The following is a 9618-nucleotide window of genomic DNA, read 5'->3' as shown; positions in this document are numbered from 1 at the left end:
CGCGGACAAGCCGGACATTTCGCTCGAGGACATTTCGCCTTATGGGCTGATTCTGCCGCCACAGCGTCTGACCACCTACCGCATGGTCGACCTCGTGTTCCAGCGCAGCAAGGTGCCTTATCACGTTGCGATCGAGGTCGGCGGGTGGGAGGTCATCAAGCAGTACGTCGCGCTCGGTCTCGGCGTCTCGATCGTGACCGGCATCTGCATCGGCGACGAGGATCGGTCGCGCCTCGCGGTACGCAACATGAGCGCGTACTTCCCGCAGCGCAGCTACGGGGTCGTCGTGCGCAAGGGCAAGTACCTCAGCAGCGCGGCGCGCGCGTTCGTCGACCTCGTGCGCCCCGGCCTGTTCACGCGCCGCGACTACTGGGAGGCGGGCCACTCGGAGCGTTGAGCGGCTACGATGGCGTCCCCTGTTGCAGGAACGTTCGCGATGGACATGCCGAAACCCGGTCCGGAGCATGCGCGTCTGGCGCGCCTGGCGGGGACGTGGACCGGTGACGAGCATCTGTCGGCTTCGCCCTGGGGTCCCGGCGGCGCCGCGAAGGGCCGTTTCGAGTTCCGCCCCGGCGTCGACGGCATGGTGTTGCTGCAGGATTACGAGGAAGAGAAGGACGGGCGGGTCTCGTTCCGCGGGCACGGCGTGTTCATCGTCGACCCGGTGGCCGGCGACGTCGCCTGGTGGTGGTTCGACAGTCTCGGCTTCGCACCCGATCCACCCGCACGCGGACAGTGGAGGGGCGACGTCCTGCGGCTGGAGAAGCGCACGCCGCGTGGCGCGGCGCGCTACGCGTTCGCCCTCGATGATGATTCGCTCGAGTTCCGCATCGAGAACCGTTTCGCCGGACAGGACGACTACGTCGAGTTCATGCGCGGCGTCTATCGTCGCTCGCGATGACGTCCGGCTTGCTGCCGTCGCGATGCGCCGGCGCCATGCGGCCTCGGAGCCGACGCAGCAGCCGCGCCGCGAGGCGGAACAGTTTCGGCAGCAGCCACGCGACCATGCCCAGGAAGAGCGCGAGCGCGACGAGGAATCCGAGCGGATGCGCGATCGCGAGCCAGAGGCCGGCGAGAACGAGGCCGTCCTCGCTCACGCTCGCGGCCCAGTTGGTGAACGGTTCGGGCGAGGCATTGATCGCGGCGCGACCGCCGCTCTTCGCAAGGTGCGTGCCGCCGGCGACGAAACCGCCCGCGATCGCGACGGCCATCTGTGCCGCAGGCGTCGCATCACCCATCGCGCCCCAGGCAAGGAAGGCGCCAGCCGGGATGCGAATGAACGTATGCAGCGCGTCCCAGAGCGAGTCGAATGCGGGAATCTTGTCGGCAAGGAACTCGCCGACCGCCATGACGCCCGCGGCCACGAGCACCCAGGTGTGCTGCAGCACGAGCAGCGGCGGCGGCAGATCCAGATAGCCGTGGCGACCGAGCAGGCCTACGATGACGATCGCAGCGTAGAGGCGCAGGCCGCTGGCCCAGGCGAGGCCGCCCGCTAGCGCAAGCTCGGAGAGCGATGCCATCGGGGTCTCGTCGTGCACGCCGTGATCGGCCGTGATCGTCCGACCGGCGGACGTCCTCGCGCCGGGCCGTTTCTGCTAGCGTGGCAGCCTTGCCATTGCCTCAGTTCCAGGTGCTTCATGATCCGCTGGTTCATGCTCGCCGCCACCCTCGCCGGGTTCGGGTTCGTCTTCACCACGCGTAGCCCGGCCCTGCTCGGCGTCGGCCTGCTGCTCGGCGTCGGCGGGTTCATCGGCTTCGTGCTTGCGCTCGCGGCCGATCGCGTGTCGGCGAACTCGCGGCCGGATACCGCGATGGCCTCGCCCTCTGAACTTGCGGCGATGCGCAAGCCCGTCGCCCGCGCACCAACGGCGCGCCCGCCCTCGCCGCCCGCCGCGACGAGGCCGCCAGGGCCGAAGCCGCCCGGCTGATCCGGCTCGCCCTCGCGCCGCCGCGGTGCATCATGCGCGGCGGCCGGCGCTGGCGGAGAATGGGGGCGTCGCATCGTGCGACGTCCTGACGGGGAGATTGGCGTGGCCATTGAATCGCTGCTCGTCTTTTTGATCGTGGGTGCAGTCGCCGGCTGGCTGGCGGGACAGATCGTGAAGGGCCACGGCTTCGGTCTGGTCGGCAATATCGTGGTCGGCATCGTCGGCGCGTTCCTCGCGGGCTTCCTGCTGCCTCGCGTGGGTCTCATGATCGGCGGCGGCCTCGTCGCTGCGATCATCAATGCGGCGATCGGCGCCATCATCCTGCTCGTGCTGATCGGACTGTTCAAGCGGACGGCGTGAAGCCCGCGACGCGCGAGATTCGGGCCGGCGCAAGCCGGCCTTTTTCGTGGCCGCGACTTGACGCGGCGCGATGCCGCGCCAAGCATCCTCGCATGCGATCGATCGATGCCGACACTTGCCGCGCTTTGCCTGCACCGCCGCCACTCGCAGGCGACGAGGTGCATGTGTGGGTGGAGGACACGGGCGAGGCGCGGCCACGTGCGGTCCGCGACGCGGCGAGGGCGTTGCTGGAGCGGCTCCTGCGCGGCTACGCCGGAACCGCCGTCGTACCGGCGATCGCGTCGGGCGAGCGCGGCAAGCCGTTCGTGCCGTCGTTGCCTTGGCTCGACTTCAACCTGAGCCATGCGGGATCGCTCGTCGCATTGGCGTTCGCGCGCAACCAGCCGCTCGGCATCGATATCGAGCCGCTCGAGCGTCGCATCGGCGTGGACGGCATCGCCGCGCGCTTCTTCGGCGCGCGCGAGACCGCCGCACTCGGCCGGGTCGAAGCGAGCCTGCGACAGGCCGCGTTTCTGCGACTGTGGACGCACAAGGAGGCGGTGTTGAAGGCGCTTGGCGACGGCCTGGGTTTCGGGCTCGATCGCATCGAGTTCGAGTTGAAGGACGACGGGCGTATCGAGCGTCTCCTGGATGTGGGCGCCGAGGCCGGGCAACCTGTGGAGTGGCAGCTGCGATCGTTCGAGCCGAAGACGGGGGTCGTGGGCTGCGTGGCCTGGCGAGGCGGGCCGCGCAGCCTGCAGCACCTGCGACTGTCGTGAATGCCCCGTCGCGACGTTCCGGCGCGGTGGACCGTCCTTCGAGTCAGATGGCAGACGGACAGACCTACTACGTGGACGCGGTACCTTCGGGCTCGGGCTTCGGTCAGGCGCTCGATCGGGTGACCCTGGAACGCGCGCGGCGGGGCGACATGACCGCCTTCGCGGCGATCTACGAGCGCTTCGGTGCGGCTTGCTACACGCTCGCGCTGCGCGTGCTGGGCGAGCCCGCGGCCGCCGAGGACATCGTGCAGGACGTGTTCCTCAAGATGTTCGCGACCTTGCGCAGCTTCCGCGGCGACGCGCCGTTCGGCGCATGGCTCAAGCGGCTGACCGCGAACGCGACGATCGACGTGCTGCGCTCGCGGCAGCGCTTCCACGGCGACGACGCCGAATCGCTGTTCGAGGCGATGCCGGCACTTGCCGCGGACGCGGAGGACGGCGTGGACGCCTGGTCGTTGCTGATGCGGCTGCCTCCGCGCGCGCGCGCGGTGGTCGTGCTGCACGAGGTCGAGGGCTACACGCACAAGGAACTGGCGGAGCTGTTCGGCCAAAGCGAGAGCTATTCGAAATCGATCCTTGCGCGCGCGTTGAAGCGACTCAACGACGACGCGGGTGGATCGCAGGAGGTGCGCGATGCGACGTGATGACCTGATTTCGCGCGGATTCGATCCGCGCCGCCTGCCGGAGTTCGTTCCGGATCCGGCGCTGTGGCCACGCATCGCGGCTGCGCATCGGCAGCAGGTAGCGCGGCGGCGCTGGCGACGCGTCGTCGTCGGCGGCGCGCTTGCGGCGTCGTTCGCTGCGGCGTTCCTCGTCGTCAGCCGCCCTTTCGTGGCGCCGGTCGCGCCGGTGGGTACGGTGGCGGTGCAGGACGAGTCGCGTGCGCTCGAAAGCGAATGGCGCAAGCTCGCGGGCGCGCAGGCGGCGGCACTGGGTTCCACGCGCCTTCGCGCGATCGACGCGGAACTGCAGGCCGCCTACGATCGGGGCGCCGCCACGAACGAGCTTGCGCCGCTGTGGCAGCAGCGCAACCGGGCACTGCGCGGACTCATCGCTGCGGTGCAGGACGGCGCATATGGGCATGCGTCGAGCATCACGCAATTGTGAATCACGATACCGAGGTATGGACATGAGCAGGCAGATCCACAACAAGGTGCCGATGGCACGTTCGGCGGCCTTCGCCCTCGCGCTGGTGGCGGGCGCGGCGCACGCGGACGGTGCGTCCGTGCTTGCCGGGAACGTCGCCGGCGCGGCATTGCACGGCGATGCGGCGGCCAGCGTCGGGGTCGAACAGCGGCTGCGCGCGGAACTGCGCGCGGTGATGATCGAGCTCGTCGAGAGCGGCGCGTTCGGCGCGGCGCCGCCGCACGAGATCCGGCTGGACGTCGACGCGCCGGCGCAGCGCGTGAGCAATCTCGGGCTGTTGATCGACAGCGCGCGTGACGATCGCGACGGCGTGCACGTGCTCGCGATCACCCCGGGCGGCGCGGCCGACAAGATGGGCCTGCGCAGCGGCGACGTGCTGCTCGCGGTCAACGGAACGGCGCTCGCGAACACGGACGGTGCCGCCGCGACATTGCGCCACTCCGTGGACCAGATGCCCGATGGCGCGCGGCTCGCGTTCGACGTGCAACGCGACGGGCGCCGGCAGACGCTTGCGGGGACGCCGTCGAGCGTGTACCTCCCTGCGATGCACCTCTCCATCGGTGACGGCACGCACGTCGCCACGGCGGGCGGCGGTGCGATGGGCGCGGATGGGGGCAGCTGCGGCCGGATCAGCGACTTCGACGTCGCGCCGCGCGGCGACCATCTGCATGCGGCGAAGATCATCAGCATCGACGGCGTGTCGCCAGGGCCGACCGGCACGCGCGCGTACCGCGTGAGCGCGGGTCGCCACGCGATCAAGGTCGCCGAGCAGATCGAAAGCCGCTACCTGTCGTTCAACGATCGCGCACGCAATTCGGCGATCGGCAACGACCGCTACAAGACCCTCGACGTCGACGTGCCGCCGGACACGACCGTGCTGATCGCCGCTCGCCTCAACGAGGACAAGCGCAGCGAATGGAAGGACGGTGCGTACTGGGACCCGGTCGCGTGGAAGCAGACGGCCGAACGCTGCCGCTGAACCTACTCGCGCGGCGCGCGTCGACACACGCGCGCGCTTGCGCGATCATGAACGGATGACCGCGCTCAGCGTCAACGTCAACAAGGTCGCCGTCCTGCGCAATGCGCGCGGACATGCCGAGCCCGATCCGGTGCTCGCGTCGCGCGTCGCGATCGAAGCCGGCGCGCACGGCGTCACCGTGCATCCGCGCCCGGACCAGCGCCACATCCGCGTCGACGATGTCGCGCGTATCGGTGCGGAAGTCGCAGCGTGGAACGCGCGCGGGCGCGTCGTCGAGTACAACCTCGAAGGTAATCCGTTCGCGCCGCCGCGCGGCGGCTACCCCGGTTTCGTCGAACTCGTGCGTCGCGCGCGCCCTGCGCAGGCGACGCTCGTGCCCGACGGCGATGCGCAGATCACCTCGGATCACGGATTCGATCTCGCCGCCGAGGCCGTACGCCTGGCTCCGCTCGTCGCCGAGATCAAGGCGCTCGGTTGCCGGGTCAGCCTGTTCGTCGACGCGGGCACGAGCGCAGCCGACCTCGAACGCGCCGCCGCCGCCGGCGCCGACCGCATCGAGATCTACACTGAACCCTATGCGCGAGCCTACGCAAGCGGGGACTACGCGCGCGAACTCGAGGCCTGCGTGCGCACGGCGGAAGCCGCGCGTGCCTGCGGCCTCGGCGTGAATGCGGGACACGACCTCAACCAGCTCAACCTCGGCGCACTCAAGCGCGCGATACCGTTCCTCGCCGAGGTCTCGATCGGCCATGCGCTGATCGGCGACGCGCTGTATGCAGGGCTCGCACCGACGGTGCGCGCCTATCTCGCGATCCTCGCGATCGAGCAAGGCGCAACGTGATCGCGCGCGGCCGCCTCGCAGCGGCCGGCGCGTAGATCACGACCTATTTCGCACGCGCACCTTCGATCCGGATACCTTCGATGCCGCTGTTGCGCGCGACGGCGATCGCGTCGACGACGTTCGCGTACGACGTGTCAGCATCCGAACGGACCTCGAGCACGGGAGGCTTCGGCATCTGCGCTTCGATCGCGAGCGCCGAAGCCAGCTCGGCACGGCTTACCGCATGCCCTTCGAGGTAGAGCTCGCCGGTCGACAGTACGGACAGGCCGAGCGTACGCGGCGTCGGCAGATCGATCGGACTGCTGCCGAGCGGCAGCGGCAGGCGCTTGATCGCGAGTGGCGCGGTGACCATGAGGATCACGACGAGGGCGAGCAGCACGTCGATGAGCGGCGTGACGTTGATCTCGGCCTGGGTCGCAGCTGCGTGGGAACGAAACGCGTCGGTCGTCATCGTCGTCTCCTTCGGCTGTGGTCGCGCGACCCGAGCCTATACCTGCCGATCACGGTCACGCAATCCGCATCGCGCCCTCCATGCCACCGATGACGATGTCGACGCAAGAGCGAAGCGCGCTGTTCGTGAGAAGTGCGCCCATGGATGGCCGCTCAGGACCCGGCGACCCGAGACGCTTCGCGTGCGTCGCATCGTTGGCCCAAGCCGCGATCGGGACGATCGCAAAAACAAAACGGCGCCGCGTTGCCGCGGCGCCGTTCCATGCTTCTCGTGCTGGCCGCCCGGATTACTGGTCGTTGCCGCCGGTCGTCATGAAGCCGAGCTTGACCATGCCGGCCGCCTTCGCCTCGGCCATCACGGTGGCGATCTTCTGCCACTGCGTCGGCTTGTCGGCGCGGATCTGCAGCTCGGGCTGCGGGCTCTTCTGCGCAGCGACGCGCAACTGGGCCTGCAGGATCGCATCGGTGACCGGTTCGTCGTTCCAGAACAGGTCGCCGTTTTCCTTGATGGCAAGGTCGATCGGCTCCGGCGGATTCTCCTGCTGCACGTTCGGATTGGCCTGCGGCAGGTCGATCCGGATCTTGTGCGACATCAGCGGCGCCGTGATCATGAAGATGATCAGCAGCACCAGCATCACGTCGACGAGCGGCGTGACGTTGATTTCCGCCATCGGGCCGCCGCCCGAACCACCCGTGGTCATTGCCATGGCTTACTTCCTCGCGACGGCAACCGGAGCAGCGCCACCGTCGACGCGCGAACCGGTCGCAAAGAAATCGTGCAGGTCGTGCGCGAACTCGTCGAAGCGCGCGTAGATCACGCGGTTCTGGCGCACGAAGAAGTTGTACGCGAGCACCGCCGGGATCGCGACGAACAGACCGAACGCGGTCATGATGAGCGCTTCACCGACCGGGCCGGCGACCGCTTCCATCGAGGCGTTGCCCGACGCGGCGATCTTGATCAGGGCGTGGTAGATGCCCCACACGGTGCCGAGCAGGCCGACGAACGGCGCCGACGAACCGACCGTGGCGAGCACCGTCATGCCGCCTTCGAGGCGCAGGCTTTCGCGGGCAACGGCCTGGCGCAGCGAGCGGTCGATGAACTCGGAACGGTTCAGCGCCTCGACGAGGCGGCTGCCTTCGTTGCGCTGGTGGTGCGCGGCGGCCTGCGCGGCGTCGAGCGCGATCTTCGAGAACGGCTCGCCCTTCGGCTGCTCCTCGAGGAAGCGCACCGCATCCTGCGCGGACGGCGTGTCCCAGAACGTGCTGATGACCTTCTCCATGCGCGCACGGATCATGCCGTTACGCAGGAAGTTGGCGACCACGAAGTAGATCGACGAGATCGACATCACGCAGAGCGTGACGAACACGATCCAGCCGAGCACGTCGAAGTTCTGGATCAGGTCGTGGAAGCCCATCTGGCTCATGGCCGCGGCATTGCTGCCGCCACCGGGAGCGGGAACGACAGCAGGCTGAGCCGCTGCGGGGGTCTGAGAGGCATCTTGCTGCATGGCGTTACCTTACTCGGTCAAATTGAATTCGATGGGAACCAAGGCATACCCGGAGCTGGGTCTACCACCCTTTGAGCCTGGATTGAACTTCCAGGTCTTCACGGCTTCGATCGCTGCCTGGTCCAGGAGGCGCGAGCCGCTGGACTTTTCTACCGTCACTTCCTGTGGCGAGCCATCGACACCGACGAGCACCTTCAGCAGCACCTTGCCTTGCTGATGCTGGCGTGCGGCCTGCGGCGGGTAGCGCGGCGGACGCATCTTACGGTAGCTGATGTTCTCGCTCGGTGCGATATCTTCCGGCGGCGGCGGCGGTGCAGGCGGAGCCGGCGGCGGCGCAGGCGTCGACATCGGCGTCGCTTCCTCCGTCACGATCGGCGGAGCCGGCGGCGGCGGCGGCGCCTTCGGCGGCGGCTGCACCTTTTCGATGATCTTCGGCGGCGGCTTCTTCGGCGGCTCCGGCGGCGGCGGCGGCGGCGGCGGGGGTGGCGGCGGCGGCTCGATGAACTCGACCATCACCTTCTTGTCGATGGACTTGTCCTTCGGCGGCGGCGGGGCAACCGGCGCCATCATCATCGCGAACGCGAAGGCATGCAAAGCGAATGCACTTGCAAACGCCGTGACGCGTCGCCAACTAAACGTATCACCGCCGGATTGGTAGGTATCAGCCATCAACGTTGACCAGGAATTGAGTCCGTTTCAGCGGCGTAACCGCGTTGGCGAGCCGGAGTCGGAACTCCGGCGGACGCCGGAGGGCCGCGCACGGTACAACAGCACAGCCCCATCGTACAAGTCTTCAGGAGAACGAACCCCGAAGCGTTGCCATTCGTAACGCAGCCGGCTCAGCCTTGGGGTTTCGCCTTGGCTTTCGTCGGCTTCGCCTTTTCCGCACGCTTGATCTTCACACCGCCCTTCGCTGCCTTGAGGCGCTGCTCGGCCATCGTCTTCGTGCTCGGGTAGCCAGACGCTTTCTGCCAGTCCGCCGTCGCAGCCGCGGCCTGGTTGAGATCGTTCTCGGCATCGCCGCGCAGCAGGTACGCCTCGCCTTCCTGGCGCAGGCCGCCCTTCTGGATCGCGCGCGACAGCGCTTCGGATGCGTCCTTCGAACGATCCGAATAGAACAAGAGATAGCCGAGCTGGTAATCGATGTTGCCGTCTTTCGCCTGCGGAGACGCCTTCGTGTACGCATCGATCGCGCACTTGTCGTCCTCGCCCTGCGTGCAGACGTCGCCCTGGAGCTTGTAGACCTCGAACGACGGCTTCAGCGCACCCTTGGTCAGGCCTTCCTCGAGCGTTGCCGAGGCATCCTTGTACTTGTCGGCGGCCGCCTGGAGCTTGGCGAGCTGCATGTAGTCGTCGGCGGTCGTGATGAGGCCCTGGCTCTTCGCCTTGGCCATCAGGTCGAGCGCCTGCTGCGGCTTGTCGGCCTGGATGTAGATCGTCGCGAGCTGGTTGAGCAGCTTCTTGTTGGTGGGATCCTTCTGCATCTGCTGCTGCACGACCGCGGCGGCCTGATCGTACTGATTGAGCTCGAAGTAGCTCGCCATCAGGATCTGCGTCCAGCTGTCGTTCGGCTTGTCGGTCATCGACACGGCTTTCTTCATCGTGTCGACGGCGTCCTGGAACTTGTCGGTGCGGTAGTACGCGTTCG

At 68.1% G+C, this 9618-nt stretch carries 15 protein-coding genes; 9 read left to right on the top strand and 6 right to left on the bottom strand.

Features of this window, described 5'->3' with window-relative positions; translation table 11 throughout:
- Nucleotides 1-397: LysR family transcriptional regulator substrate-binding protein (locus VI238_RS16715; RefSeq protein WP_331653401.1), on the top strand; the 397-nt coding region annotated here is incomplete at its 5' end.
- A gap of 39 nt (nucleotides 398-436) precedes the next feature.
- Nucleotides 437-901 carry a DUF1579 family protein gene (locus tag VI238_RS16710; RefSeq protein ID WP_331653399.1) on the top strand — a complete coding sequence of 155 codons (465 nt, stop codon included), beginning with the start codon at nucleotides 437-439 and terminating at the stop codon, nucleotides 899-901.
- On the opposite strand, the gene VI238_RS16705 is transcribed toward VI238_RS16710, so the two are convergent.
- A complete protein-coding gene (locus VI238_RS16705) occupies nucleotides 870-1520 on the bottom strand; it encodes a DUF4126 domain-containing protein (protein WP_331653397.1) in 651 nt (216 codons plus the stop codon). The two genes, VI238_RS16710 and VI238_RS16705, sit on opposite strands and share 32 nt — an antisense overlap.
- A 117-nt stretch (nucleotides 1521-1637) precedes the next feature.
- Between VI238_RS16705 and VI238_RS16700 the strand changes: the two genes are divergently transcribed.
- From VI238_RS16700 to VI238_RS16670, 7 genes are all read left to right on the top strand, one after another.
- Entirely contained in the window at nucleotides 1638-1928 is a 291-nt protein-coding gene (locus VI238_RS16700; protein ID WP_331653395.1) for a hypothetical protein, read from the top strand.
- A gap of 102 nt (nucleotides 1929-2030) precedes the next feature.
- A complete protein-coding gene (locus VI238_RS16695; protein WP_331653393.1) occupies nucleotides 2031-2288 on the top strand; it encodes a GlsB/YeaQ/YmgE family stress response membrane protein in 258 nt (85 codons plus the stop codon).
- A complete protein-coding gene (locus VI238_RS16690; protein ID WP_331653391.1) occupies nucleotides 2285-3046 on the top strand; it encodes a 4'-phosphopantetheinyl transferase family protein in 762 nt (253 codons plus the stop codon). The genes VI238_RS16695 and VI238_RS16690 overlap by 4 nt, the downstream gene beginning before the upstream one ends.
- A 47-nt stretch (nucleotides 3047-3093) precedes the next feature.
- The gene (locus tag VI238_RS16685) at nucleotides 3094-3690 is read left to right on the top strand and encodes an RNA polymerase sigma factor (protein ID WP_331653389.1); all 597 of its coding nucleotides are present in this window, start codon (nucleotides 3094-3096) and stop codon (nucleotides 3688-3690) included.
- Nucleotides 3680-4153: a hypothetical protein gene (locus VI238_RS16680; protein ID WP_331653387.1), complete on the top strand. Its 474-nt coding sequence runs from the start codon at nucleotides 3680-3682 to the stop codon at nucleotides 4151-4153. Before VI238_RS16685 ends, VI238_RS16680 begins: the two co-directional genes overlap by 11 nt.
- A 22-nt stretch (nucleotides 4154-4175) precedes the next feature.
- The gene (locus tag VI238_RS16675; RefSeq protein ID WP_331653386.1) at nucleotides 4176-5171 is read left to right on the top strand and encodes a PDZ domain-containing protein; all 996 of its coding nucleotides are present in this window, start codon (nucleotides 4176-4178) and stop codon (nucleotides 5169-5171) included.
- A 55-nt stretch (nucleotides 5172-5226) separates the two neighbouring features.
- On the top strand, nucleotides 5227-6012 hold the full coding sequence (locus VI238_RS16670) for a pyridoxine 5'-phosphate synthase (protein ID WP_331653385.1): 786 nt from the start codon (nucleotides 5227-5229) through the stop codon (nucleotides 6010-6012).
- Nucleotides 6013-6055: 43 nt separating this feature from the next.
- Here VI238_RS16670 and VI238_RS16665 read toward each other — a convergent pair whose 3' ends face one another.
- The 5 genes from VI238_RS16665 to VI238_RS16645 form a co-directional block, all read right to left on the bottom strand.
- On the bottom strand, nucleotides 6056-6463 hold the full coding sequence (locus VI238_RS16665; protein ID WP_331653384.1) for a biopolymer transporter ExbD: 408 nt from the start codon (nucleotides 6461-6463) through the stop codon (nucleotides 6056-6058).
- A 286-nt stretch (nucleotides 6464-6749) separates the two neighbouring features.
- Entirely contained in the window at nucleotides 6750-7169 is a 420-nt protein-coding gene (locus VI238_RS16660) for an ExbD/TolR family protein (protein WP_131993820.1), read from the bottom strand.
- A 3-nt stretch (nucleotides 7170-7172) separates the two neighbouring features.
- The gene (locus VI238_RS16655; RefSeq protein ID WP_331653381.1) at nucleotides 7173-7886 is read right to left on the bottom strand and encodes a MotA/TolQ/ExbB proton channel family protein; all 714 of its coding nucleotides are present in this window, start codon (nucleotides 7884-7886) and stop codon (nucleotides 7173-7175) included.
- 93 nt (nucleotides 7887-7979) lie between these two features.
- Nucleotides 7980-8639 (bottom strand): energy transducer TonB, encoded by a 660-nt coding sequence (locus VI238_RS16650; protein WP_331653379.1) that lies wholly within the window; start codon nucleotides 8637-8639, stop codon nucleotides 7980-7982.
- 170 nt (nucleotides 8640-8809) lie between these two features.
- On the bottom strand, nucleotides 8810-9618 hold an 809-nt coding region (locus VI238_RS16645; RefSeq protein WP_331653378.1), incomplete at its 5' end, for a tetratricopeptide repeat protein.

This window comes from Dokdonella sp. (assembly GCF_036518555.1).
Classification (GTDB): Bacteria; Pseudomonadota; Gammaproteobacteria; order Xanthomonadales; family Rhodanobacteraceae; genus Dokdonella_A.
This window is presented reverse-complemented; position numbering and strand designations above follow the sequence as displayed.

What these genes read in the sequence shown, in the direction of transcription:
- VI238_RS16710 (WP_331653399.1), top strand. Translation starts at nt 437, where the DNA reads ATGGACATGCCGAAACCCGGTCCGGAGCATGCGCGTCTGGCGCGCCTG.
- VI238_RS16705 (WP_331653397.1), bottom strand. Translation starts at nt 1,520, where the DNA reads ATGGCATCGCTCTCCGAGCTTGCGCTAGCGGGCGGCCTCGCCTGGGCC.
- VI238_RS16700 (WP_331653395.1), top strand. Translation starts at nt 1,638, where the DNA reads ATGATCCGCTGGTTCATGCTCGCCGCCACCCTCGCCGGGTTCGGGTTC.
- VI238_RS16685 (WP_331653389.1), top strand. Translation starts at nt 3,094, where the DNA reads ATGGCAGACGGACAGACCTACTACGTGGACGCGGTACCTTCGGGCTCG.
- VI238_RS16680 (WP_331653387.1), top strand. Translation starts at nt 3,680, where the DNA reads ATGCGACGTGATGACCTGATTTCGCGCGGATTCGATCCGCGCCGCCTG.
- VI238_RS16675 (WP_331653386.1), top strand. Translation starts at nt 4,176, where the DNA reads ATGAGCAGGCAGATCCACAACAAGGTGCCGATGGCACGTTCGGCGGCC.
- VI238_RS16670 (WP_331653385.1), top strand. Translation starts at nt 5,227, where the DNA reads ATGACCGCGCTCAGCGTCAACGTCAACAAGGTCGCCGTCCTGCGCAAT.
- VI238_RS16665 (WP_331653384.1), bottom strand. Translation starts at nt 6,463, where the DNA reads ATGACGACCGACGCGTTTCGTTCCCACGCAGCTGCGACCCAGGCCGAG.
- VI238_RS16660 (WP_131993820.1), bottom strand. Translation starts at nt 7,169, where the DNA reads ATGGCAATGACCACGGGTGGTTCGGGCGGCGGCCCGATGGCGGAAATC.
- VI238_RS16655 (WP_331653381.1), bottom strand. Translation starts at nt 7,886, where the DNA reads ATGAGCCAGATGGGCTTCCACGACCTGATCCAGAACTTCGACGTGCTC.
- VI238_RS16650 (WP_331653379.1), bottom strand. Translation starts at nt 8,639, where the DNA reads ATGGCTGATACCTACCAATCCGGCGGTGATACGTTTAGTTGGCGACGC.